Annotated in this window: 17 protein-coding genes and 1 pseudogene; 15 read left to right on the top strand and 3 right to left on the bottom strand. The window is 46.4% G+C overall.

From position 1 onward, the window contains the following. Positions 1-83: 83 nt before the first annotated feature. The 13 genes and pseudogenes from NDI42_RS16625 to NDI42_RS16565 all read left to right on the top strand — a co-directional run bounded on the left by NDI42_RS16625 (position 84) and on the right by NDI42_RS16565 (position 17,878). Positions 84-389: a PLDc N-terminal domain-containing protein gene (locus NDI42_RS16625; RefSeq protein WP_190450792.1), complete on the top strand. Its 306-nt coding sequence runs from the start codon at positions 84-86 to the stop codon at positions 387-389. A 230-nt stretch (positions 390-619) separates the two neighbouring features. Next, positions 620-2,353 (top strand): ABC transporter ATP-binding protein/permease, encoded by a 1,734-nt coding sequence (locus NDI42_RS16620; protein WP_190450790.1) that lies wholly within the window; start codon positions 620-622, stop codon positions 2,351-2,353. 425 nt (positions 2,354-2,778) lie between these two features. Next, positions 2,779-3,111, top strand: coding sequence for a Nif11-like leader peptide family natural product precursor (locus NDI42_RS16615; protein WP_190450788.1), 333 nt, complete (start codon positions 2,779-2,781; stop codon positions 3,109-3,111). A gap of 258 nt (positions 3,112-3,369) precedes the next feature. Then, complete coding sequence (locus NDI42_RS16610; protein ID WP_199310913.1) at positions 3,370-5,103, top strand: Nif11-like leader peptide family RiPP precursor; 1,734 nt, start codon at positions 3,370-3,372, stop codon at positions 5,101-5,103. 134 nt (positions 5,104-5,237) lie between these two features. After that, complete coding sequence (locus tag NDI42_RS16605; protein ID WP_190450786.1) at positions 5,238-6,011, top strand: MinD/ParA family ATP-binding protein; 774 nt, start codon at positions 5,238-5,240, stop codon at positions 6,009-6,011. A gap of 43 nt (positions 6,012-6,054) precedes the next feature. Then, entirely contained in the window at positions 6,055-7,221 is a 1,167-nt protein-coding gene (locus NDI42_RS16600; RefSeq protein ID WP_190450784.1) for a DUF7005 family protein, read from the top strand. Between the two features lie 70 nt (positions 7,222-7,291). Then, positions 7,292-8,386: a cyclic nucleotide-binding domain-containing protein gene (locus tag NDI42_RS16595; protein ID WP_190450783.1), complete on the top strand. Its 1,095-nt coding sequence runs from the start codon at positions 7,292-7,294 to the stop codon at positions 8,384-8,386. Positions 8,387-8,666: 280 nt separating this feature from the next. Further along, the gene (locus NDI42_RS16590; RefSeq protein WP_190450780.1) at positions 8,667-8,915 is read left to right on the top strand and encodes a hypothetical protein; all 249 of its coding nucleotides are present in this window, start codon (positions 8,667-8,669) and stop codon (positions 8,913-8,915) included. A 577-nt stretch (positions 8,916-9,492) separates the two neighbouring features. Next, on the top strand, positions 9,493-10,938 hold the full coding sequence (locus NDI42_RS16585; protein WP_190450779.1) for an NHLP bacteriocin system secretion protein: 1,446 nt from the start codon (positions 9,493-9,495) through the stop codon (positions 10,936-10,938). Next, a complete protein-coding gene (locus NDI42_RS16580) occupies positions 10,925-13,153 on the top strand; it encodes an NHLP family bacteriocin export ABC transporter peptidase/permease/ATPase subunit (RefSeq protein WP_313930563.1) in 2,229 nt (742 codons plus the stop codon). The genes NDI42_RS16585 and NDI42_RS16580 overlap by 14 nt, the downstream gene beginning before the upstream one ends. Positions 13,154-13,164: 11 nt before the next feature. Continuing rightward, complete coding sequence (locus NDI42_RS16575; protein WP_190450777.1) at positions 13,165-16,101, top strand: NHLP bacteriocin export ABC transporter permease/ATPase subunit; 2,937 nt, start codon at positions 13,165-13,167, stop codon at positions 16,099-16,101. Positions 16,102-16,622: 521 nt separating this feature from the next. After that, positions 16,623-16,892, top strand: a pseudogene (locus tag NDI42_RS16570) (serine/threonine protein kinase); the annotation flags it as partial. A gap of 806 nt (positions 16,893-17,698) precedes the next feature. Further along, positions 17,699-17,878 carry a hypothetical protein gene (locus NDI42_RS16565; RefSeq protein WP_190450774.1) on the top strand — a complete coding sequence of 60 codons (180 nt, stop codon included), beginning with the start codon at positions 17,699-17,701 and terminating at the stop codon, positions 17,876-17,878. A 7-nt stretch (positions 17,879-17,885) separates the two neighbouring features. Here NDI42_RS16565 and NDI42_RS16560 read toward each other — a convergent pair whose 3' ends face one another. From NDI42_RS16560 to NDI42_RS16550, 3 genes are all read right to left on the bottom strand, one after another. Next, positions 17,886-19,532 carry an Eco57I restriction-modification methylase domain-containing protein gene (locus NDI42_RS16560; protein WP_190450773.1) on the bottom strand — a complete coding sequence of 549 codons (1,647 nt, stop codon included), beginning with the start codon at positions 19,530-19,532 and terminating at the stop codon, positions 17,886-17,888. 12 nt (positions 19,533-19,544) lie between these two features. Beyond that, positions 19,545-20,507: a XamI family restriction endonuclease gene (locus NDI42_RS16555; RefSeq protein ID WP_190450772.1), complete on the bottom strand. Its 963-nt coding sequence runs from the start codon at positions 20,505-20,507 to the stop codon at positions 19,545-19,547. A gap of 122 nt (positions 20,508-20,629) precedes the next feature. Continuing rightward, positions 20,630-20,764, bottom strand: coding sequence for a hypothetical protein (locus NDI42_RS16550; RefSeq protein ID WP_348231437.1), 135 nt, complete (start codon positions 20,762-20,764; stop codon positions 20,630-20,632). A 198-nt stretch (positions 20,765-20,962) separates the two neighbouring features. On the opposite strand from NDI42_RS16550, the gene NDI42_RS16545 reads away from it, so the two are divergent. After that, positions 20,963-22,162: a restriction endonuclease-related protein gene (locus NDI42_RS16545; RefSeq protein ID WP_190450771.1), complete on the top strand. Its 1,200-nt coding sequence runs from the start codon at positions 20,963-20,965 to the stop codon at positions 22,160-22,162. Between the two features lie 2 nt (positions 22,163-22,164). Beyond that, positions 22,165-25,377, top strand: a complete 3,213-nt coding sequence (locus tag NDI42_RS16540; protein ID WP_190450770.1) for a pPIWI_RE_Z domain-containing protein — start codon at positions 22,165-22,167, stop codon at positions 25,375-25,377. The last annotated feature ends 5 nt before the right edge of the window (positions 25,378-25,382 follow it).

Here is a 25,382-nt window from a genome sequence, read left to right as displayed (position 1 = left end):
AATTGAGAGCTGAAGACATTTTCTAAAATGGCTGGGGAATCAAAAATTAGTAGCTAAGACTAAATTTAAGAGGATTAACCGCGATGAGCAGATGGCAGATAAGCGCATTTTCCTATGGAATTCTAGGAATTCTCATTTTTGTTTTTCTCAGCTTTATTTTGAGCAAAAAGCTAGAACTTAATGCAATCTTACCTGTATTATTTGCAATATTGTTTGTGGGGGTACTCTTTTTTTGGCTATGGATACTCATTGACTGTATTACCAAAGAACCTAATGATAGAAGCAATAAACTTGCTTGGCTAATCGTCATTCTGTTCACCAATGGTATTGGTGCTTTAATTTACTACTTTGTAAGACGACCACAACGGATAAAAGAGTTAGGAAGATGATTACAGATTGAAACTTCTACTCTGTCTGTTGCAGTTTTTTATAGCTCAGAACAATTTATTTAACAGAGCTAATTACCGCAATTTTCAGATAAGTGAGGGACATCACTAGGGGCGCGAAGCTTTGCGCCCGTACATAGAGGTGTCCCGCATTCAAATGCAAACCGCTGTATATGAGAAAAAGCTATGTCTGATGTGTAGATTCAGTAATTATTTACCTTCTAGGGAGTTGTATGTTAGAAAGAAAAGCCTCACTTAATCGAGTGGACTGGCGGTTGTGGCAGCGGTTTTGGGCGATCGCTAAACCTTATTGGTTTAGTAAGGAAAAATGGGGTGCGAGAGGGCTGTTGGCACTTGTCCTGTTGTTATTGATAGTTGCCAGTGGCATCGATGTGGGTGTCAGCTTCCTAAACCGAAATTTGTTCACTGCCCTGGAGCAACGGAATATCGGCAACTTCTGGCAAACTGTGCTGATTTTTGTCGTTTTTGTAGTCATTGTCACACCCTTAGCCGTCTTCTTTGAGTACCTTATTGATAAGGTAAGTTTGTACTGGCGGCGGTGGCTGACTAACCATTTTCTGGATAAATATTTTCACAATCGGGCTTACTATGACATTAATTTTTACGCAGATGTTGACAATCCTGACCAGCGAATTAGTGAAGATATTAATACCTTTACAAGAAACTCTCTAAAGTTTTTTGTCTTAGTTCTCCAGTCAGTTTTTAGTCTGATTGCGTTTATTGGGATACTGATATCAATTTCTGTGCCGCTGGTGTTGATTCTCGTCTGCTATGCCTTTGTCGGTACAGTTGTCACCGTACTCTTCGGCAAACGACTGATTGGTCTGAACTTCCTTCAACTCCAGAAAGAAGCTGATTTTCGTTATGGCTTAGTCCATATCCGTGACAACGCCGAAGCGATCGCTTTCTATCAGGGCGAAGCACCGGAGTCGGCTACAGTAAGAAGTCGGTTTGACGAGCTATATAGAAACTTTGACCGTCTGATTGCTTGGCAGCGCAACCTGGGATTTTTTAAGACGGGTTACAATTTTTTCATTCAGCTAGTCCCAATTGTGGTGATAGCCCCGCTGTTTTTTGCCGGACAGGTGGAGTTTGGCGTGATTTCTCAGGCGAGTATTGCCTTTTCCGCCGTGTTAAAGGCTTTGTCAATTATTGTCACTCAGTTTGAAGACTTAAGTGCGTTTGCTGCTGGGGTGAATCGTTTGGCTTTATTTAATCAGACTCTAGACACCCCGTATCAAATTCTTACTGTAGGCGCAACTTCAATTGATACAGTACCTGCTGACCAGTTGGAACTGTTCCATGTGACCTTGGAGACACCTAGATATCAAAAAAGGTTGGTTGAAGATTTATCTGTAGCGGTACCACCTGGGGAGGGATTGCTCATTATCGGTCAAAGTGGTATGGGCAAGAGTTCGTTACTCAGAGCGATCGCCGGGTTGTGGAAGGCGGGAACGGGTCGCATCGCTAGACCAACGCTTGAGTCGATGCTGTTTTTACCCCAGCGCCCTTACATGATTTTGGGTTCCCTACGTGAGCAACTCCTTTATCCCAACACTGACCGGGATACTGAAGAGGATGCTATGCGTGAAGTGTTGAGACAGGTAAACTTGGCTGACTTAGCCGAACGCATAGGTGGATGGGATGCACAACTAGATTTAGCGAATGTGCTTTCTCTAGGCGAACAACAACGCCTCGCCTTTGCTCGTCTGCTTTTGGCTTCCCCACACTATGCCATTTTGGATGAAGCGACAGGGGCGTTAGATCTGAAGAATGAAGAGCAGCTTTACCAACAGTTGCTGTCCTCTGGCATCACCTATGTTAGTGTCGGTCATCGATCAAGTTTGTTGAAATACCACTCCTCGGTGTTGGAACTGCTGGGGGAAGCACGATGGCGTCTGTTACCCGTAAGGGAATACAACACATTTGAAGAAGTATTGAAGTGAAAGCTTTTAAGTAACAAAAGCTTGCCTTATATCCCGCTCATACTGTTTCGTTGAATGCCTGATATAGATAGTGCTTCAAAATTAATCACCGAGGAATTTTAGCGAATTACTGATGTAAGAATTTAGATATTCCCAAGCTTTGTTCAACGTCACTAGAGTATTTGATTTTGTAAAAATTAATACTAACTGCTCAAAATTGAGCGCATTCCATTAGGTATCAAGCAGGAGCGAAAAAAATGCTATTTTCACAGAAAAATTGTGCATTGTGAACGGAACCAGTACCATTTAAGCTAAATACTATTACAGAAAAAACGAATAGTCTTAGCTGACAAAAGAATTAGTATTTACCAAGTTTTGCCAGGTTTGAAGGTTGCCCGTTTTTTAATTTTTTACCCTTATTAAGTAGGTATCAACCGGAGGAATATATGTCTATTGAAAACGCAAAGGCACTCTATTCAAGGATGGCCACGGATAAAGCATTTCGGGCGCAACTAAAGCAGGCTGCAAATAAGGAGGAATGCAATCAAGTTCTGCAAGCTGCTGGTTACGATTTCACCCCGGAAGAATGGCATGATGTCACCTCCAAAGACCAAGCGTCTGCCTTATCTGACAGCGAACTCAACGACGAGGAACTAGCAGCAGTCAGTGGTGGGGGTGTATTTGATTTTGTTAGTGACGCTGTTGATGCTGTAGGTGATGCAGTAGATACTTACATAGTAGAACCTTATAACAAAGCTGTAAGCAATACTATTACCTAGACAGAAGAAATAACTGGTGATTCCCTTGCTTTAGAGAATGGCTCAGATCCCTCGTAGGGAACTGACAATTTTGAGTTGAAAAAAAATGGCTCAGACGGTCAGCTAAACGCTCAGCCTCCTCTCCTACCGCGTTCTGGCTGGCAAAACCGACGAGCCTTTTTAAGCGTTCTTATCAGGGCGAAGCAGTCCCTGGACGTAGCAGAGATTACTGCCACTCTCTGGGATTGAGGCAACCCATTAATAGCCTCTTTAAAATGTATGTCTGTTGAAAGCGCAAGAGCCTTTTACGAGAGGGTAGCCACGGATGAAGCGTTCCAAAAGCAACTCCGAAACGCTGCCAGTGATGATAAACGCCTAGAGATTGTACGAATTGCTGGCTACAGTTTTACACGGCAAGAAGGGGAAGCTGCCTTGGCTCAAATCTCAAAGTCAGATGACAGTAAACTCAGTGACGCACAGCTAGAGGCGATCGCTGGAGGGTTAGGGGCTGTCCCTGATGAACAGGCATCGTTCAACAACCAACCACTCAGCAGAGTATGGTCGGGCTTAGAGCAATCAATCGGCTTTGGTAAGCACTTGCGTCAGTTGTTTAACCCCTCTGCCTGGTCTATCAGGACTAAACTCTCGGTCGCACTACTCTTAGCTACGCTCATACCGATGAGCTTCACTGCCTATTACAACCTCCAACAGAGCCTGAAGAGTGCAGAGGATAGCGAATACCGCAAACTGGAACTGTTAGCTACCAGTAACGCGAGTCGTCTCGACCAGCTAATCATCGATATTCAGCGCGTTGTGGTTCAAGTCAGTACTGAGAAGAATGTGGTAGGTTTCCTCACTTCTACCACGCCTGAGAAGCAAGGAACCTTCCGCTCCTCCGTGCAGCGATCGCTAGATAACATCTTCCGCTCCAACCCCGACTATGACGCTGTTTATCTCCTAGACAAAGAGGGGCGCGGCCTCGCTTCCACCGATCCAACATTCATGGGTCAAAACTACGCCTTTCGCGAATACTTTCAACAGGCAATCCAGGGACAGCCTTACGTCTCTAGTGTCCTAGTTGGTACAACCAGTGGGCGACCAGGCATTTACTTCTCCCACCCTGTGCGGTCTGAGAGTGGCAAGATCCTGGGAGTAGCAGTCTTAAAAATCAAGGGAGAGGAAATCTGGGCGATTGTAAATGCGCTACAGGCAGGCTCTGGGAGCTACGCCTTTTTGGTTGACCAGCAGGGGGTAATCATCAGCCACCCGGATAAGTCTCTCCTCTACCATAGTTTGGCTCCCTTACCGCCAGAGAAACGTAAGCAGGTCGAGACCGACAGGCTTTATGGCATCGAGCAAATTGAGAGCTTGGACATTCCAAAGTTGGCAGCGGCGATGGTGGGGACTAAAGAAATCGGTCACACCAGTTATTACTCCCCACAGGAGCAGACACGCCAGATGGTTGGCTTCGCTCCCCTAGACGAGCAACCCTGGGTGTTGGCAGTGAACAAAACTGATGCACAGTTTACCGCTCCCCTAAATCATCTAATCTGGCAAAATAGCCGCAGCTTACTGGCAGTAGGAGCGATCGCGACAATCATAGCGCTGCTCCTAGCACGGAGCATTGTTAGACCGATTCGTGCCCTCACCAAGGCAGCACAAGCACTGGAAGAGGACGATTTCGAGCCTCAAGGATTAGCTGAGGTGTCTCACTCTCAGGACGATATTGGTCAACTGGTGCGCGTCTTCCTACAGATGGCTCAAAAGTTGAAGGCGCGAGAGCAGAACCTGAAACAGCAGGTGATGGAACTGCGCGTCGAGATTGACGAAGCCAAAAAGGTTCGCCAAGTCGCTGAAATTACGGAAACGGATGACTTTCAGCAGTTGCAGAAAAAAGTGCAAAAGCTCAGAAATCAATCGGTAACAGCTAGTGAAACTGAGACGGAGTACTATCAGCGATTGCAACAAAGGGTTCAACAGCTCAAGGTTCGAGTGGTAGACGATGGTCAATAAATCCGCAACCAAGGTACACCTACTCCCACTTTTGGGTGGCTGTAATCAGGCAGATAGCTTGCACCAGAACTCAGCACGTCGTCGAGAGGGGTCATATCAAAGCTTTGATAGTGTTTTATACCTGGAGGTACACTGTGGCGAAAATAGTATCTATTCACTCGTTCCGTGGTGGAACTGGTAAATCAAACTTGACGGCTAACCTAGCGGCTACTATAGCCCGTCACGGGCAACGGGTAGGCATTATTGACACTGATATCCAGTCGCCAGGGATTCACGTCATTTTCGGTCTAGACATTGAAAAAATCGACTTTGCCCTCAATGACTACCTATGGGGTCGCTGTCACATTAAAGAGGCTGCTTACGACGTTAGCAATCTTCTCAAGGCGGAACAGGGGGAGACAACCGTAGCAAACGGTAGCCTCTACCTCATTCCCTCTAGTACTAAAGCTAGAGAAATTTCCCGCGTTCTGCGCCAGGGGTATGACGTAGTTCGTCTCAATGATGGCTTTCAGGAAATTATTCGCTGTCTGAACTTGGACTACTTGTTCATTGATACTCACCCCGGACTCAACGAAGAAACTCTAATTTCTATCGGTATCTCTAATGTTCTAGTCGTCATCCTGCGTCCAGACAGCCAAGACTTCCAAGGTACTGCTGTGACGGTGGATGTGGCTCGAAAGCTGGAGGTGCCCAAGATGCTGCTGGTCGTCAACAAGGTACTGCCAGCCTTAGGTTTCGATGCCTTGCGGGAACAGCTAGAGGCAACTTACAACACAGCCGTGGCTGGGATTATACCGCTCTCGGAAGAAATGATTTTGCTAGGGAGTAAAGAACTTTTCTGTCTACGCTACCCTGATCATCCCTTCAGCCAGATAGTGGAAAAGATTGCAACTCAGATTGAAGACTGAGGGTTGAGTTAAGGAAACTACTGATTGGAGGCGATCGCATTTGATGAACCAACAGGAATTTCGCAAGAGCATACTGACCTCCTATGGTGCCAGTGCCTCAGAAACCGAAGAGCTGCTGATTTACAATCAAAACGTCTTTGACCGTAGCGGTTTAACACGTCTCGTTCAATTTCCCCTTGCACCCGAAGCCCATGTAGCCGCCTGGGAGGAATACGCCGCCCAAGCGAGAGTAGTCGGAGCATTTCAATCACTCAAGGGCGTATTGGTTCAGTTACAGTTTCCCATCCAGGAGGGCATCAGTCAGACCGAGACATATCGCTGTGCTACCCGTAAGGGTGTGCTAGTGGATGGTATGGCTGAGGCGACTGGTTTGGTCTTAAAGCAACCAGAGAAACTCCAGTTGATAATACATCAAAGTCTCGCAGGAGCTATCCCAGTTTTGCTCACCGGAAACCGGGAGGATTTTGTTTCTCTGGTACAGGCGCTAACAATGCGTAATGAACCAAAACCAGTCCCCTCGTCTATGGGAGCCTGCATGGTTGCTGGTTTCAACAACTGGGATCGGATTCGCCAGTATCGACAACAATGGGAAGTTCAAAACCCTTTGAATTGCTCGGAATCGAGTTGGGCAGAGGAGTTTAGGCGGATCATCCCCCATAAGGAGCTTTATCAGGATCGATTGATTATTTTGAGCGATGGTGCTTACAGTGATGTCCCAGCCAGCAACATGGGACTCTCGGAATCGGAGTGGCGGAACTTATCCCTAACAATTCGGCTGGAACATGAATGTACCCACTACTTCACACGCCGCTTGTTTGACTCGATGCGAAATAATCTACTCGATGAACTGATTGCCGACTACAGAGGCATTGTAGCTGCTACAGGACACTATCGGGCTGATTGGTTCTTACGCTTTCTGGGGTTGGAAGCGTTTCCGCATTACCGAGAAGGGGGCAGGCTGCAAAACTACCGAGGTCAGCCACCACTTTCAGAAGGGGCTTTTAAGATTTTACAGGCGCTAGTAAAGACTGCTGGAGAAAATTTGGAGCGCTTTGATGCTGAATATGTAGGGGAGTTAATTAGCCTTAATAACCAACCTTTGATGTTAATAGCATTGACCTATTTGACATTAGAGGAATTGGCTTCCCTAGAAGCGAAGATTCGCCTCAAAAAGACTATAGATGAATTACGAACAACCCTATATGTGTAAAGCATCAAAGTTATGAGATGTGAGGTAATTCGGGACACCCTCCCCTTAGAAGAAATAGGGAGATAAAGTTATGACAGAAGTTCTACTGAAAGAATTAAGTAATAGTGACATCGATTGGATGAGCGCTACGGGCTGTCAGCAGGAGATAGCTGCGGGTACTGTCCTTGTTCAGGAAGGAAAAGCTGCCGATACCCTACATATTGTCCTGGATGGAACCTTAGCCGTTACGGTTTCTCAAGCTGATAACAATCCTCTATCCCGTGCTTTTGCGGCTATGGAGGGTGGCGAAATCTCAGGTCGGGAGATAGCTAGGTTGTCAAGTGGTGAGGTAGTGGGAGAAATCCCCTTCCTGGGTACTCGTCCAACCGCTACCACTGTGAAGGCGATCGAAAAGTCGATTGTGATGTCGATTCCTCAACAGCAATTGGCAGCAAAATTGCAGCAGGATGTAGGATTTGCTTCCCGTTTTTATCGCGCGATCGCTATTCTACTTTCAGACAGACTACAGAGCATTGTCACTCAGCTTACTCGTAGCAAGCTTGCTCAAGGTCAGGCACTGAGGGATATGCTGTTTGTTTTGGGGGGATTGAATGACAGTGACATCGATTGGATGATTGCTACAGGCAGTCGGCAAAAAATTGCAGCGAATACCGTACTCATCCATTCAGGAGGACCTGTGGATGCGCTGTATATTCTACTGAATGGAACAATGACTGTTTCTGTTTGTGAAGATAAGCGCAATCCCTTAGCCCGTGCTTTTGCCGTCTTGGAGGATGGCGAAACTTCAGGTCGAGAGATAGCGAGATTATCAAGGGGTGAAATTGCCGGAGAAACCCCTTTCATTGATGCTCGCTTACCTTCTGCGACTGTCAAAACCCTTGAAGACTCGATTGTCTTGTCGATTCCCCGACAGCAATTGGCAGCAAAATTGCAGCAAGATGTAGGGTTTGCTTCCCGTTTTTATCGAGTAATTGCTACTTTGCTTTCAAATAGATTGCAGGGGATGCTCAGTCGGCTTGGATATGGTAGGCGTGTTTATAGCAAAGGTCAGCCACTCGATGACAATGTTGAATATGAGGATGAACTAGATTCCAATGTTTTAGATAGCATGGCACTAGCTGGAACAAGATTTGATTGGATGTTGAGCCGTTTGAGAGGAATTTAATTTGCTCGGTATAGAGTGTAAGGTGTTAGCTCTTGGCTTAACACCTATTTCTATGTTCAAATTTCTGTAATCGGAGTTCTTAGTTTAATTTCAGGCAGCTACTTACAACTGACATTTGTTTAGCAAAAAAATTGTTAGTCTTACCGAAGAATCGTGCATTGTTATCAGAAGTTGCATTCTTTAAGCTTTTATTAGTAGAGCAGGTATCAATGAAAAGCAGTAACTAGCTATTCTGCAAATATCAGCAACCTGCAAGTCGTTTACAAAAGGATAAAGAACAATGGAAAAGATTGAAGAGTCAAACTCGCCACTACCCGAAGATAAAGCTGAAGCTCAAACTTCAAATGAGCTAAGTACTGAAGAGCTAGAAGCAGTTGCCGGAGGAGGACTTGGAGGTATTATCGCGGGAGCAGTAATTGGTGGTGTAGTTGGAGCCGCCAGTGGCGATCCAGGAGTGTCAGCCAAGGACGTATTAGAGGGGGCTGCTGCCGGTGCCGGTATAGGGGGCGCTATCACAGGCCCAGTCTAAGCAAGTGTATGCTGGCAGACATTCCAAATAATAACTATAGCGGTTTTCAGTTACGTGAAGTACATCAAAAAACCTAACCCCCTAACAGGGAACCCTGTTAGGGAAGGGGAACCCCAGTCTTGCTCCCCTCGTAGGGGAGGGGGGGAGAGTTCAAACCGTATTGCAGCAAAGTGAAAACCGCTGTAAATATAGAGAAAGCAGCTAAATGTACCTGCTTAGCTGCTTTTTTTAGTCTGAATGTAAACACTAAACTAAGAGTGTTTAAGCTACAAAAGCTGTTTAAAACGAAAAGATTTGCTCAATACGCCTTGAGGTTTGTAATTTTCACGTGAAGCTCTCAAATAAACGTGCAGCTCTCAGTTCAGCACCAAGCAAAACCGAAAAAATTGCTAGTCCTACCAAATAATTGTGTATCGTGAGCATCTCTGAAAATTCGTTATTACTTAGTTATTGCCTTAAGTAGGTAGGTCAAATTTAACGTGAAGCGCTTAACTCCAGACAGCGCTTTCTATCTAAAAGCCATTTTCAGTTTATTTACAAGTACCTACTTATCTTCATGACTTTTACAGGAGGGTAAATGGTTGAACAAAAGCAAAACCTATTCCGAAAAGAGTCACTAGAGCGTCTATCTTCTCCTGAAAGGCTAGATCAGTTGATGCAGGTCGTCAGTCCCAAGAGCTGGCTGCCTTTAACCTCCTTGGCTTCCTTGGTAGTGGTAGCTTTGATTTGGAGTATTTATGGACGCATTCCAATTACTGTCGAGGGTCGAGGGGTACTAATTTATCCCAGCCAAGTTGTGCCGCTACAATCGAAAAGCTCAGGGCAGTTACTAGCTCTAAATGTCAAGGTTGGAGATATGGTCAAAAAGGGTCAGGTATTAGGAACACTTGACCAAATTGAACTCCGGAAGCAACTACAGCAGCAGCGCGATAAACTGGCGGAACTACAGTCACAAGACCAAGCGGTCGGTTCGCTCCAAGGGCTACGTAACGAACAGGAAAAACGGACAATTCAGCAACAACGCCAGTACCTCCAGCAACGCATTCGGGAACTCCAATCCCTGATGCCTCTCCTCCAATCAACAAGCAGTGAATCGATCCAGCAGCAACGCCAGAGCCTCCAGCAAAGCCTACGGCAAGCCCAGGCTATGACTCCTATTTACAAGCAGAGACTGGAGATTCGTAGGCAGCTCTACAAGGAAAGAGTGATTACGAATGATGTACTTCTGGATGCACAAGTAAAAGACCAGGAAAACCGCGATAAAATCGCCGATCTCGAAGCCCAGTTAAAGCAACTAGATGCTAAGAAAACGGAGCAAGAAAAGGCTAATCGTGACAACCTCAGTATGATCTCCGACCTCCGAACTCAGTTGAAAGAGCAGGATAGCCGGGAAGCAACTCTAGCTCAACAAAACCTGGAAACTTCAACAACTCGAAAAAAAGAGATTCAAGAAGTCCAGCGAGAGATTACCAAACTGGAACTGCAATTAGGTAACAACACTAAGATTATTAGTCAACACAGCGGACGCATACTAGAAATCACTACTAACCCGGGGCAGGTTGTTGAGGCGGGAACCCGATTGGGGAGCATAGGCGCAGAGAATCCATCCAGCTTGCTAGTTGGCATAACCTATTTTGCGGTTGGGGATGGCAAGAAAGTTCAACCGGGCATGACGCTTCAAATTACGCCACAAACCGTGAAACGGGAACGCTTTGGCGGCATCCTAGGTACTGTCAAAACTGTCTCTGGGTTTCCAATCACAAAGGAGTCAGCAGCCAATGTGGTGGGCAATCCAGAAGTGGTTGAAGGTCTGATGTCTGACAAGCAGGAGGGAGTAATGCAAGTATCCGCAGACCTAAAGTTGGATTCCACGACTTTTAGCGGCTACAACTGGTCTTCTTCCAAGGGACCGCAACTGAAAATCTCTTCTGGAACTACCACTGTTGTTCGAGTCAAGGTGGAAGAGCGGGCTCCCATTACGTTTGTTTTACCTATCCTGAGGTCGGTCAGTGGCATCAACTAATCCGACCTTAACGGCACCGATTAATCCTTTGCAGCAGATGCAAAAACTGCTGAGAGGTCAAAGCAGGCGGGTAAAAACCCCAACGCTTTTGCAAATGGAAGCCGTCGAATGTGGGGCGGCTGCTCTAGGAATTATTCTGGGTTACTACCGTCGGATTGTGCCACTGCCAGAACTTCGTCGAGAGTGCGGGGTTTCCCGCGACGGCAGCAAGGCTTCCAACGTGCTGAAGGCTGCCCGTAGCTATGGACTCGAAGCTAAAGGCTTTAAGAAGGAACTGGAGCAACTTCAAGACCTGTCTCCTCCCTACATTGTCTTCTGGAACTTCAACCACTTCTTGGTCGTGGAGGGAATTTGCCAGCAGCAGGTCTATCTCAATGACCCCGGCACTGGACCACGAAAAGTGTCTCGACAGGAATTTGACGAGGGGTATACGGGAGTGGTGCTGGTCATGGAACCGGGTCCGGAGTTCCAGACAGGGGGGCGTAAACCCAACCTGTTGAGAGCGCTGTGGGAACGGCTACAGGGTGCTACTGGTGTCCTAGCTTACTGTTTACTGGCGGGATTACTACTGACGCTCGTCGGGCTGGTAGTACCTGTATTTAGCCAGGTGTTTGTCGATGAAATCCTCGTTCAGGGGCGGCAGCACTGGTTGCGACCACTACTTTTGGGGATGGCGATCGCAGCTATACTTCAGGGAATACTGACGCTACTACGGTTGCGATATCTGCGCCGCTTGAAAGTCAAGCTGTCTGTAGGGATGTCTAGCCGCTTTCTCTGGCACATCTTGCGTTTACCTGTTGGTTTCTATGCCCAACGGTTTGCCGGAGAAATCAGTAACCGCACTAGTCTCAACGACCAAGTTGCTGATGTTCTTTCAGGGAGATTGGCAACTACAGCTATTGATGCGGTGATGGTCATGTTTTACGCGCTAGTCATGCTGCAATATGACGCGGTACTAACCTCGGTTGTAGTCAGCTTTGCAGCCGTGAATGTCTTCACCTTGCAGTGGATTTCCCGTCAGCGCGTAGATGCAAATCAGCGATTAATCCAAGAGTATGGCAAAGCGGCTGGCGCGTCCATTGCCGCTCTCCAAAGTATAGAAACCATAAAGGCATCTGGGTTGGAGTCAGATTTCTTTGCCCGGTGGTCAGGTTACTACACCAAGGCAATCAATTCACAGCAGGAATTGGGGGTGACCAACCAGACGTTCTCAGTGTTACCTGCACTCTTGTCTTCGCTCTCATCTATGGCTTTGTTAGTTGTTGGTGGTTTACGGGTGATGAACGGACACCTTAGCATTGGGATGCTCATAGCCTTTCAAGGACTGATGCAGAGCTTTCTGCTACCTGTCAACAATCTTGTTAGCTTCGGCAGTACCCTGCAAGAAATGGAAGGTAATTTGATTCGCCTGGATGATGTGCTGGACAATCCGGTCGATCCACAAGTAGAAAGCAGAAGTCACAAGGATAATGAAACCATTCAGTCTTCACGTCTGCAAGGCTACGTCGAGCTGGAAAACATCACATTTGGCTATAGCCGCTTAGAAGCACCTTTAATTGAAAACTTTACGCTCTCGGTCAAGCCTGGACAGCGAGTCGCCCTGGTAGGCGGGAGTGGCTCTGGCAAGTCTACCATTGCCAAACTCGTAAGCGGACTCTACGAACCTTGGGAGGGAGAAATTCGCTTTGACGGGTTACCTAGGCATCAGATTCCGCAATCGGTACTAACTAACTCCGTCGCTATGGTGGAGCAGGATATTTCAATGTTTGGCGGAACTGTTAGAGACAATTTGACCCTATGGGATACCACAGTATCAGATAAAAGCTTGGTGCGAGCTTGCCGCGATGCTGCGATCGATGATGTGGTTCTCTCGATGTCTGGGGGATTTGATGCGTCCCTTATCGAAGGTGCCGCGAATTTAAGTGGAGGGCAGCGACAGCGGTTGGAAATAGCCCGCGCCTTGGTGAACAACCCCTCGATTCTTGTCATGGATGAAGCCACCAGTGCCCTAGATGCGGAAACAGAAAAAATTATTGACGAGAATCTGCGGCGGCGGGGGTGTACTTGCCTGATTGTTGCCCATCGGTTGAGTACCATCCGGGACTGTGATGAAATCATCGTTCTTGAACGTGGAAAGGTAATGCAACGAGGCACCCACCAAGAATTGTGGCAAGTGGAGGGAGTGTACTCGCGGTTGATACGCAGTGAGGGTTAAGCAGTTTAAACATGGTCAACCAACTTACGAACACAGACTTACAAGGGCAACTGTGCTGTCTTAAAGGCAATGAGCCAATACTACTGGATGAACCACAGACCGTTTGGGTAGTTCAATCTGGCACTGTAGCGCTGTTTGCCGTTACGGTTGAAAATGGCGTTGTAGAAGGAACTCGCCGCTATCTGTTCAGTTGCGCTTCGGGAGAGGCACTGTTTGGAACTCAGCCTAGTGGCAATCAGCCGCGCCGACTCTTGGCAGTGCCGATTGGCGAGACAGAACTGCTGAAGGTAGATCGAGAATGCTTTAGGCAGTTAGTTGCCGATGGGGATACAAGAGTGGTTGCCTTGGTAGAGAGCTGGCTCCAGCAAATCGATGCTGGACTTTCCGGTGTCACTACGCCAGTGATTCAGGTAAAGGCTTCAGGAGAAGCGCGATTTTCCCTGGTTGATGGTGAGACGCTTCAGCCTGAGTCAGAGGCGAAGGACGCTACCAAGTTCTGTTGTGCGATCGCATGGGTACTCCTCAGCCAAGGAAATGTCCGCTGGATGGGATTTGAAGAAGTAACTCTAGATTCGGCAGCAGGAATTTTTCCCCTAACCGACGGAATGTGGTTGGAAGCTGTGGGGGAAGTTCAACTTGCCACCCAAACGACGATCGCAATTCGAGACCCGGATACCCTGCTTGGGGGACTGTCCCAACTTCATACTCAACTCCTTAACTATATTAATCTCCTAGAGCAGCAGGAAGCACAGGAAGAACTACAGCGCCTTCAAGATCGGGAACGTCTCAATCGTCAGGTGACAGCAGAGGCTCTGGGTGAACTTGCCTCGTCACTGGGAACTCAAGAAGCGACATTTTTCCTGGAAGGCACGCCTTTGTTAGTTGTTGCGGGTGCTGTGGGAAGGTCTCTCGGTGTGACAATTCGTCCCCCTGCTCGCTCACAAGACCTCAAGCGGGTTAAAGACCCTTTAGAGGCAATTGTCAGGGCTTCAAGGCTTAGGATGCGGCAGGTTCTGCTACGGGACAACTGGTGGGAGAGGGACTGTGGTTCTTTAGTCGCCTATACCCAGCAGGACAACCAACCAGTAGCGCTGCTGCCTGTTTCGGCTACTCACTACGAAATCTTTGACCCAGCCAATAGAACCCGTGTTCCTGTCGATGCCCGTAGTGCCTCGACGCTGAACCCTTGTGCTTATATGTTTTATCGGTCTTTGCCCGATAAAGTCCTCAAAGCTATAGATATATTCCGATTCGCGCTCAAGGGTCGTGGGAGAGAGTTGCTTGTTATCTTTTTAACAGGCATTGCCGCTACGCTGCTGGGGATGCTGACACCCCACGCTACTGCCATTCTGATTGATAACGCGATTCCGGATAGTGACCGAGGGTTATTGCTGCAAGTTGGATTGGGGCTGCTGGTTGCTGCCTTCGGGATAGCGCTATTTCGGCTGGCTCAGGGGTTTGCCCTGCTGCGGGTGGAAACGGTTTCGGATGCTTCTACCCAAGCCGCTGTCTGGGATCGGCTGCTGAACCTTCCAGTATCTTTTTTCCGCGAGTACACTACAGGAGATCTTCAGTCTCGCGTTACATCAATTAGTACAATTCGTCGTCAACTCAGTGGCACAACCCTAATTACTCTGATCACGGGGCTGTTCTCATTACTGAACTTAGGGCTTTTGTTTTACTACAGTTGGAAATTAGCCCTAGTCGCTGTGGCTGTGGCAATAGTTGCGATCGCTATCACCACACTTTCTGGCGTGTTCCTCGTCCGCAAGGTTCGCCCACTACTGGAAGTAAAGGGAAATATCTTTGGGCAGACGGTGCAGCTTATCAATGGCATTTCTAAACTGCGTGTCGCTGGGGCTGAAGAGCGCGGTTTCGCCGCTTGGAGTAAAAACTACAGTCGGCAAATAAAATTAGAACTTAGCACCCAGAACGTTGAAGACCTTGTCGCACTGTTCAATACAGTGATGCCGACGCTGACTTCTGGAGTCCTCTTTTGGTTTACTATCAAGCTTCTGGAGGAGGCTCAAACTACAGGCGGTATCGGACTGACGATTGGCACTTTCCTCGCTTTTAACAGCGCCTTTGGCACTTTTATCAAAGGTGCCACGGACGTAAGCAATACAGTTACTAACGCTTTGCAAGTCGTCCCTCAGTGGAAACGCGCTCAGCCAATTTTAGAGACTATACCGGAAGTGGATCTGAGCAAAGCTGATCCAGGCATGCTCATGGGCAGAATCGTCGTAGACCATATCACCTTCCGCTACCGACAAGATGGGCCCCTGACGCTGGATGATGTGAGCTTATATGCGGAGCCTGGAGAGTTTATTGCACTGGTAGGCGGCTCTGGGAGCGGTAAATCCACCATATTTAGATTGTTACTAGGATTTGAAACTGCCGAAGATGGCACCATCTATTACGATAGTCAAGATTTGTCTGGGTTGGATGTTGACGCAGTGCGCCGACAGTTGGGTGTAGTCCTGCAAGCGGGTCGGATTACATCTGCTTCCATTTTCGACAACATCGCTAGTGGTGCTCGGATTACACTCGATGAAGCTTGGGAAGCCGCCCGAATGTCTGGGTTTGCTGACGATGTCGCAGCCATGCCAATGCAAATGCACACAGTCATTAGTGAAGGGGGTAGCAATCTCTCTGGGGGACAACGGCAGCGGCTTCTCATTGCTAGAGCTTTGGTATTGAAACCCCGAATTTTGCTATTTGATGAGGCTACCAGTGCTTTAGATAATAGAACACAGGCAATTGTCAGTGAAAGTCTAGACAAGCTGCAAGTTACCCGGATGGTGATTGCCCACCGGCTAAGCACAATCCGCAACGCTCACCGCATCTATGTGCTTGACTGCGGTCGGGTCGTGCAGCAGGGCAATTTTGACGAGCTGGCTTCTCAGGAGGGGCTGTTTGCCCAGTTGATGACTCGCCAGATGGCGTAGTTGATATTCATTCGTAACAAGTTTGCTCCAACACATCTAAAACACTTCCCCAAGTCCCTAGTTCTAACTGCCAGCCCCGACTCTGACCGCTGGGAATCATCCTAGTCACAACGCCCGTTCGCCCTTGATCGTAGATGCAGACCCAACGGTAGGAGCGCTCTATATACGTTACGAATTGTTTCGGAATAAGCCGAAAATCGACTTTTCTAAATCTGCAAACCTTCCAGTAAGGGCGAAATTAATCGAAAATCTAAAATCGATTCACCGTTTAACTAAATGTGAACTTTTGTAAAAAGCCGCATAATTCTGGACTTTTGAGTCCGAGAGGTAAATAGACGTTTGCCAGTTTCATCTTAGTAATCGAACCTAAATTCTCACTTGTTTACCCGAAAAGCAGACTGATGAACTTCAAGCTAAGGCACCAAAAGCTTACGCCAGCTCCATACGTCTTGAGAGTAAAGTCCTTTGCCCAGAAATACTGCTACTGATGATTTGATTTATCTACCTCAGTAAGTCACCCAATGCTCGGCAAGCTACTAGACGGACGCTATCAGATAATCGATAGCCTGGGCAGAGGTGGATTTGGTCAAACCTACATTGCCCAAGATACTCGTCGCCCTGGAAACCCGACCTGTGTTGTTAAACACCTCAAACCTGCTAGTAGCGATTCCGAATGCTTGCAAATTGCTCAGCGTCTATTCTGTAGCGAAGCCGAAATCTTGGAAAAATTGGGCTACCATGACCAAATTCCCCGGCTGTTAGCCTATTTTGAAGAAAACCAAGAGTTTTTTGGTAGTGGTATAGAAGTAGTGATAAATCTACTTTCACCCCCTACCGTATAAGGCTTTGACCATTGAATATCACTACCTGTTTACCACTACCAGTTTTTTTATTGGCATCCCCCAGTTTTATGACATCTGGCAAATGGGGGGATCGATCGTCAATCACTTCAATTTTCACTTCCAGTGCCTCTCTGCTTTTACTTGGGTGTCTCTGCGTCGTGCTTGAGAGTAGGGCATTACCTCTCAAGTTCAGAATATCCAACATCCATATTCTGATTACGCCCCACGTGGAATGTTTGATTGAGAGCCTGATTGTTGGGTTGGTTCCATCGGGTGGGCGCTTGAATGTCTAGGTCAAGGTTCGGATGCTCGTCATCGGAAGAAATATGTACGATACCTATTAAATAGGTACTGACCAGCTATGCGAGTACATATTTAAGCTTGAATTCAGGTTGGAACTGAAGTTTGGCAGTAAGGGATTAGGAGTTTAGAATCACACAAAAAGCGCACAACCCGCGTCCCCTAATGAATAAAATTTATAGTACATTTTTTCTATGACCTAGATAATTAGGCTTAAAAAGCTCTAAATAAAGAGCGCACATGAGCGAATCCAATCTGAGATCCCAACTCCAACAGTGGACAACCATAGAACCCTAACGTTGCCGCACCACGGACGGGGAAAGCTTTGAGGTGGTATACCTTGGAGTTTGGTATCCCGTTACCGACCAACCTAGTAGCCACGGAACTCTGGTCATGGCTCTCGCGAGAAAGCTGTGAGATTAATAACTTTCTGTTCTCGGTGGAATACGACGCCCGTGCCACAACTTACGAGAGGGACAGAAATCAACCCTTCTGTTCGAGTGGGCATCGGTATCCGCAAGGCATGGAAATTCCGAGATGGGGAAAACGTCATCAGGCTGATTCCTGAACTACTTCTGGAGGAGTATGTGGAGCAACTGGAGCGACTCAGTAGGGAGGAAAAAGACGATGAATGAATTCCAACTATAGTAACGACTCCGACAGTGGATTTGCCACATAGCTTAAACTTGGTAAAATCTCAAGAAATTTCTCTGCGATCGCGTTACCCAGTTCCTTCGGCTCCAGCTTATGCAGTCCACCCCCATACACTCGACCCTCACCCATCAGTGTCTCATCATCCATCTGATTGAGAGCCTGCCACACCAACCGTAGCAACTCAGGCTTCTTCAAGAGTGCCTTCTCCAGAGCTGGTTTCGGATACAACATCAAGTAGACATTGGTTGCCGTCGCCATTGAGTGATTCAGGATAAATCGGAAGGGTCTGCCCCTGCTGGTATTCTGACGCCCCATATAGGTGCAGAGGAAAGGGGAAGGAGGACGCTTTTCCTGTGAATACCAGGGAGAGCGATGCTTGCACAGGTAGCGATCGCTAATTCCATTCTCTACTCCCATTTGGAGATATTTCCAAAGCGACGGATACTTGGCTTTCACCTCGTATAAAGGCAAGTTGCACCTCAGCAGGAATAGCTTGCTTTTCAAAATGGGATTACCAACACTATCAGCTTCAATCTCATCAACTGATAAAAACCGGGGACTCGGCAGAATCGGCTTTAAGAACTCAAGAGGCAGTTGGTGAGTAGAAACTTGCTCTGGTGTCAGCACGAAGAAATGGTTAGCTCCAGTCGCCAAACCCCGTTTAATCGTGAATAAGTCTGACAATTTCAACGACAGAAATTCGGAATTTCTGCCCTCAGAGGAAAGCAGCATTCCCTCAGTAGAGGCGGTGTCCTTAAGCTTCAACTGCTGACCATTGGAATTCCTGCTACTATACCCCAGCCCAAACTTAGTCCACTTGACCGTATGGCGTAACACCTCCACTGAAACCAACTCTCTCACTTTTGGTGCTGTCAGACTCCCGCCATAAGTGAACTCAACAGCATGATTTACTGGTGGCAAAGCCTTCCTGAACCAAACAACTGCACTAGACACCAGTGCATCTTCAAACTGCACATCATCAGGATAAAAACGATGAACGCGCAGCAACGTAACGCGATTGAGCAGATACTCCTTTACTTGCTGTCCATAATTCACATCCATAAACCCACTGGGGATTAGCCACCCAGCCAGAGCATCAGAAGCCATCCAGGCATCTGAAAGACAGAGGAAGTGGCAGTAGAGTCCGGCTAACCCGCTCAGCTTTATACTAGATGTCTGCTCCGTTGTCCTTTTGAGCCGCAGCTTCTCAAGCCTGGTCAAATGATGATGTCGGACATACGGCGGGTTGCAAATGAGCAAGTTAGCTAGAGCTTCGTCAGAGTTGGGAGGTTTAGCTTGGGTGAAGTCAGCGATAGAGAGTTGTAGCGGCGTGTCACCCCAAAGCTTAATCGCTTCATCCCCGTAGTGTGGATCAATTTCGTAACCTACTGCCGAAACAATTTGTGATAACGAAAATCGCTGCAATAATGCGGAGTAAAAGGAGCCAGTCCCAAAAGCCGGGTCAAGAAAACGAATCTTGAAGTTTGATGGTAATAGCCCTCTGGCATATTCCAGAATGTCTGTTGCCAGTGCCGTTGATGTGGCAAACTGACCAAGCTGATTTCGCTCAGTTTGGGTTTTGGCAGAATCAAGTTGCTTATTTAGCAATGCTCGTGTTAATTCAGTCGCTGACATTCCGCTTATGTTTTACACTCCAAACAACCCTAAGTCATCAATGCGATGTTCCCACACCCAGTCAATTCCTTCAGCTGCTTCATAGCCCAAATAGCCACTATCAAAGTAACCGCAAAGGAACAGAATAAAACGGATATTATTGCCGTAGTTGAGTCTTAATTGAGCGACTTTAATAGCTTCTTCTTTGCGTCGCTTGTTGGGATTGGTATAGTCCCCAGCGGATTTTGCTTCAATCAGTAACGGTAAGTCACTAGGGCTGGACTGAAGCGGCTTAATTACAGTGTCAATCGGGATATTAACCTGTTTAATGCCTCCCTGTAAGCTCACCGGAATATTGAGCCGAAACGAGAAAGTTCCAGGCTGCATCGTCTGAAAGCTTAACCCAGCCCCTCCCCTAATGTATGAATAGCCACGCTGTTCCAGCCACTGCCTAATTGTAGCCAGCTGTCTGCGCTCTTGGGCATTGCGAACAATGGGGTCAGCAAGCGCACCACATAGACGATCTGCAACAATTGTCGCTGCTCGGTGAACTTGTGTATCGGTCGGTTCCTGCCCCGTGTCCAACCATGAAAAGATGTCTTTGTCTGCCAGTCTTGCAAGGATTTGGCTGATTTTCTGAAGTTCAGCATCAAATAATATACTGCTCATCCGGGGTGGAATTCGCTGTTTCTCTTCCATGTTTTTGACAAGGTTGGGCGGAACTCCCGCTAGACCAATCAAGCGATCGCGGGCGATAGGCGGTGCTGTCGCCATGCGTAGCATAGGCAGAACTTCTGGATGTTGCCGTAACACGGCGGGTGTGATGTTGGTGAGATTAGCTGTCCGGGCTAAGGCGGATTCGACAGAGATAGTGGTGGCAATGCGAGTATCGCGGTATGCGGTGGGAGCGAACTGCATGAACCAACTGTTGTAGAAGTCTACTGACTGGGCGATATCTGGCTTCCACAAGTGTGGTTTATCGGCATTGACTGACACTGCGTTCCTCTACATGACCTGAGTGAGACAACCCTTGATTGTCGCCTCATTTGAGTCACTATTGCCCATTCAGAGGCTAGAGTCGCTGCTATGTGCTTGTCTTGGGTGACAGCTTAGGCTGTTTATAAAGTGTGAGTGCTTCGCTGGTTGGGGTTGATGGAAAGAGGCGATCGCGCTAAACATGACGGGGAATTTTTTCTTTGAGACACATAGCCACTTTGAGCGTCGCCGGTGGGAGACAAGCGTCGCGCTGGCATTCGTCCTGGGGGAGCCACGTTTCTAAAGATAGCCGTCTAGATGGACTACATCCAATGCCGCCAAACTACTTAACCAATATTCTAATAAATATCTATGCAAATCTAGTAATGCTGATATATTAGAGGAGTCTCGTTGAGGAAAAACCAATTTCAGAGTTTGTTAGTCCGAAAGAAGCATCGGAGCGCCTTGGGGTTAGCGTGGATACTCTCAGGCGTTGGGAGGCGGCGGGAAAGATTAAGGCCATGAGGACGCCAACAGGACACAGAAGGTACGACATGACTTCATTAGTTACGGGTAGCGAGGAAGTCCAAACGCTTGAAAAGGGGAGTCTGCTAGGAGAGGATACCCTGCAACAGATAGCCAAGGGTTTATGTGAGTATGAACAGCAAATCCCCAAAAGCCTCTGGGCATATCCGGCTGCCTTGCAATTAGGGGTAGAGAAGCTGGCACTTGCTTGTTTAATAGCGGGAGTGCGTCAACCGATACAAGGAGTTCCTGATTTTGTGTCCAGATGGGCGCAGCGCCCCTTAAAAGATTGGGATATAGAAATTGATTGCCCTGAAGAATGGCTTGATAAGCAACTAATAGAAGACCAAAAGCCGAGTGGGTTTTGTATTGAAACAGCAGGGGAATACTTCGATGACTGGGGGAATTTCCAAAAGAAAGTGATTAATGAGGTAATGACTAAAGCTGCACAAAACCCTGAACTATATACGAGGTTTAGGAAGTATCTTATTGAAACACCTGTGGTAACAAAGGGACAATTTTTTGTTGATAGTGCAGTAGATTTTAAGCCAGTGCAAGACCTTCTGCTAAATAGCTATGAAAAAGCTCCAGAGTCTTACAAGTCAGGTGAAAAATTTTACTGTTGCGGTCATTGTGGTGGTCTAATGTATCTGACCAAAGATGATAAATTAAAGTGTGAAAACAAACATTGTGCTAAGGAAAAAAAGAATCCTGTCCCTTTAGCCGATACTCAGTATGATGAAATCTTCTGGCTTAAGAAGGATTTGCGATATTTTATTCATCGTCCAGGGAAAGCAGAACTCAGGCTAGAAGAGAGATTGAAACAGTTAAACCTACTAAAAGTTAAGTTATATCCAGAACTCGACCAATATGATTTACATTTAGTTTTTCCAGATGGAACAGTCTGGGCAGTTGACGTAAAGTTTTGGGAATCTGCATATAACTTAGCCAAAAAAGTCAATCAGCCTATTCGTAAACTCAAGCATCAGCCCTACGATGAATCCTTTTTTGTCTTTCCTGATGAACTGAAAAGTTATGGTCAGGAGTACATTCAAGAATTCAGGGGTTACTGTACCGTGCCGCTAAAGAAATCTCAGGTAATGTTTGAAAGTTTATTTGTACAGAAAGTTATCAAGAAACTAGGAATTTAAAAATGAGAAATACTGCTCAATGGTATGCATCTCTTAAAGATGATTTAGATAAAGATTTATGTGCAGTCGAGTTAGGGCTGTACTTGTTGAGCGTCTTGGTTCCTGGCACTAATGCTGACAGTCTGTGGGTGCTGCTTACTGGTTATCCTTCTTCGCACCCAGAATGTCAAAATTGGACGGAAAATCAGTATCGAATGTTGGCGCTCGCTCGTCATCTCTTGCCACACTTCGATAGTCCATTTATCTGGAAAGAAGCCCTACAGCGTTATCGAGATTTTCCGTCAGATATTCGTGGATATGAAGTTTATGAAGTAGGAGAATCTTGGGAATATCTAAGGCGAACCAATATTACAGTTGCAAATAACCGATTCCAGATTTATAACGATGCCTTAAATAAGTCAGTAGAGTTATCACAAAGAAAGGCGCTTGCCTGGGCAAAAGCTGGAAATTATAAGTGCGAAGTAAAAGGGAAAAAGGAAACCGTTGCAATATCGCCTCTGATTGCTAATTTTCAACGTCCACCAAGTCACAATGTAGCTGGTGTGCAACTGAGGAATCCGCTACCAGTATCTTGGGCTGAACTTAAGAAAACAGCCGAATGGATGGATGAGCAAAGGCGTAATAGGGGACTACCCCCGGAGTGGGTAAGCCGTTTTAGTAAAGTCAAGTTACAGGTATTTAATGACACCCAAGAATTAGTTGATGCTAAGACTTTAACCATCAATAGAATACTGCATTTAGTAGGGATGGTGTCATCCGGCAAGTCCAACTTAATGAAAGTTTTAGCAGTCTATGCGTGGCGTAAGAAATTGCACGTCACGCTGGTAGTAGCGGATGTGCTACAAATCTTTGAGTTGACTAAGATGTTTGCCGAAGTTGGAATTACTGACGTGGCTCCTATTTTGGGGAGTTCCAACAAAGCTAGCCACTTAAATAGATTACACAAAGCCGTTTACAACTCTAATCCAAATGAAGCTTTTAACCAAGACCATCCGGGGTTCCAATGGCTGAGTAATACTTGCCTATTGACACCTTCAGTGAAGCCTGAGATGACTACATCATTTGAAATTGGTACGCAGCCATGTTTTAACTTGGAACCTATAGAGACAAACAATGAAGAAGAATCAAAGCCATCATCCAAGAACAAAGCTTGTCCAGCTTACGGTGTATGTCCCTCTCATAAAAAAGACTGCGATCCAGTTAACGCCTCGATCTGGATTGCCACACCAGGAAGCTTAGTTTATAGCAGGGTTCCACAAGCAATAAACCGAGAGAGCATCCTGTATTTTGAATTGGTTTGTAGGCGCAGCGATTTGGTCATCGTGGATGAAGTTGACCAACACCAGGCCTATCTGGATAAAGCATCTAGCCCCGATCAGACATTGTGCAGGCCTGCTAGAGATGCTTGGTTGAACAAGCTTCACGATTATGTTGAAGCCAAATTGAAGCATGAAAAGTCAATACTTCTTGAGAATGAGATTGTCTCAGATTGGTGGGACGCTTGCCGTATAGCCAACGGAACAGCCGATAAAATATACCACCTATTGAGCAATGAAAATGACTTAGCTAAATGGCGAGACTCCAAGCATTATTTTACGGACTGGCTATTGTTGCGAGAGGTAGCTACGTTACTAACAATAACAGACCCGGATAATGCCGAACAATCTCAACAATGCGATGCCTTAATGAAGGGTACATTTGAGCCATACATCAGAAATTTAGACAACGAGCATAATCCCTTATTTCCGTTGGCTAAAAAAGACAAAAAACGTGCAGCTATTCAGAAATGGATTGAGCAAACTGCAACTGTTCCTTTGTCCCCGGAAAAAATCAAGGAAATTGCTGTAAAACTAGAGTTTGCCTTGCTAGTCTGTGTTCTGCAAAGCAAGCTCTCCTTTATGATGAGCAAATGGCGACAGGTGCAAGGAATCCTCAATCTGAATACATCAGATTCAATGTGGTTTGATGCTCCCCCACTAGACTTTAACGCGATTATTCCAGCAATGCCAATGGGGAATCAATTGGCGTTTCAGTACCACAAATCCTATAGAGAGTCATTAGGCAGCTTACAGTTTTTCCGTTGCACGGGCGTTGGACGTTGGTTGTTACTGCATTTTGATGAATTATTCAAAGGAGATAATATTGCCAGTCCCCACCTCTTGCTGATGTCGGGAACAAGTTGGGCGGGGAAATCCCCTGCCTATCATGTTGATGTACCTGTCTATGGAGTGCTTGTACCAGATACATCAAAGGAAATAGTCATAACCTCAAAGTTTTTAAAATTTTCTGATAAGCATCAAAACCCTATCTCTGTGTCGGGAGCTGGAGATAATAAGCATCGTAACCTAGAACAAATTGTTACCAATTTAGTAAAAGAAGACTATCTAAATGACAATATCAGAGAATTGAAGGGTAGGAAAATTTCATTAATGGTTAATAGCTATAAACAAGTTAGGTTGGTTTATGATTGCCTAAAAAATTTAGGCTGGGAAGATAATATCGTAGCTCTTTCTCCGGATGATGAAGACTCGGAAATTTGGGACGACAACCCAGAGAATTATAAGTTGTTGCAACGGGGGCGTTCGCCGGATTTTGCTACAAGACCTGAACCAATTCTGATTAGTCCAATCAAAGCATTTGAGCGAGGGCATAATATTGTTGATGAGAATGGAATCGCGGTAATTGGAGCGGCTTACTTTTTAGTTTTACCTCACCCTGTTCCTGACGATTTATCTTATGCGATTCACTCCATCAACCGTTGGGCAATCGACAATTATAAAACAGCAACAGGGGAAACATTAAAGAAACTAGGTAAGGAGTTTCGCGACGCTGCGTATCGTCAATGGCTTCACCTGCTGCACCTCTCGCTGAAATTAAGGACTCTACCCGAAGAGGATCGAAAGGCTGTGCATTGGGATATTCTTGTTTCTCTTTGGCAGGTAATCGGTCGTCTGATTCGTGGTAATGCCAATGCACAAGTTTTTTGGTGTGACGCCAAGTTTGGAATAAATACCGCTAGAAACCAAGATGGTAAAGAAGATATTGCTGCTACCAGTGTCCTTGTCGGGATTGTAAATTTACTGCGTCCTTATTTTGAAAATGACTCGCAAATTCCCCTACTCGATCGCTTGGTAGTGCAATCTCTCTATCGTCCTTTTTATCATGCGATCGCAAAAACTAAAAACCTTTCTGGTTTACCCCAAGTCAATCTCTAATTACT

It is taken from the genome of Funiculus sociatus GB2-C1 (assembly GCF_039962115.1).
Lineage (GTDB): Bacteria > Cyanobacteriota > Cyanobacteriia > Cyanobacteriales > FACHB-T130 > Funiculus > Funiculus sociatus.
The sequence above is the reverse complement of the archived record's forward strand: the minus strand, read 5'-3'. Positions and strand labels throughout refer to the sequence as shown.

Coding starts and splice junctions, on each gene's coding strand:
- NDI42_RS16595 (WP_190450783.1), top strand. CDS start 7,292: ATGACAGAAGTTCTACTGAAAGAATTAAGTAATAGTGACATCGATTGG.
- NDI42_RS16585 (WP_190450779.1), top strand. CDS start 9,493: ATGGTTGAACAAAAGCAAAACCTATTCCGAAAAGAGTCACTAGAGCGT.
- NDI42_RS16620 (WP_190450790.1), top strand. CDS start 620: ATGTTAGAAAGAAAAGCCTCACTTAATCGAGTGGACTGGCGGTTGTGG.
- NDI42_RS16610 (WP_199310913.1), top strand. CDS start 3,370: ATGTCTGTTGAAAGCGCAAGAGCCTTTTACGAGAGGGTAGCCACGGAT.
- NDI42_RS16600 (WP_190450784.1), top strand. CDS start 6,055: ATGAACCAACAGGAATTTCGCAAGAGCATACTGACCTCCTATGGTGCC.
- NDI42_RS16575 (WP_190450777.1), top strand. CDS start 13,165: ATGGTCAACCAACTTACGAACACAGACTTACAAGGGCAACTGTGCTGT.
- NDI42_RS16590 (WP_190450780.1), top strand. CDS start 8,667: ATGGAAAAGATTGAAGAGTCAAACTCGCCACTACCCGAAGATAAAGCT.
- NDI42_RS16540 (WP_190450770.1), top strand. CDS start 22,165: ATGAGAAATACTGCTCAATGGTATGCATCTCTTAAAGATGATTTAGAT.
- NDI42_RS16625 (WP_190450792.1), top strand. CDS start 84: ATGAGCAGATGGCAGATAAGCGCATTTTCCTATGGAATTCTAGGAATT.
- NDI42_RS16550 (WP_348231437.1), bottom strand. CDS start 20,764: ATGCCAGCGCGACGCTTGTCTCCCACCGGCGACGCTCAAAGTGGCTAT.
- NDI42_RS16615 (WP_190450788.1), top strand. CDS start 2,779: ATGTCTATTGAAAACGCAAAGGCACTCTATTCAAGGATGGCCACGGAT.
- NDI42_RS16560 (WP_190450773.1), bottom strand. CDS start 19,532: ATGTCAGCGACTGAATTAACACGAGCATTGCTAAATAAGCAACTTGAT.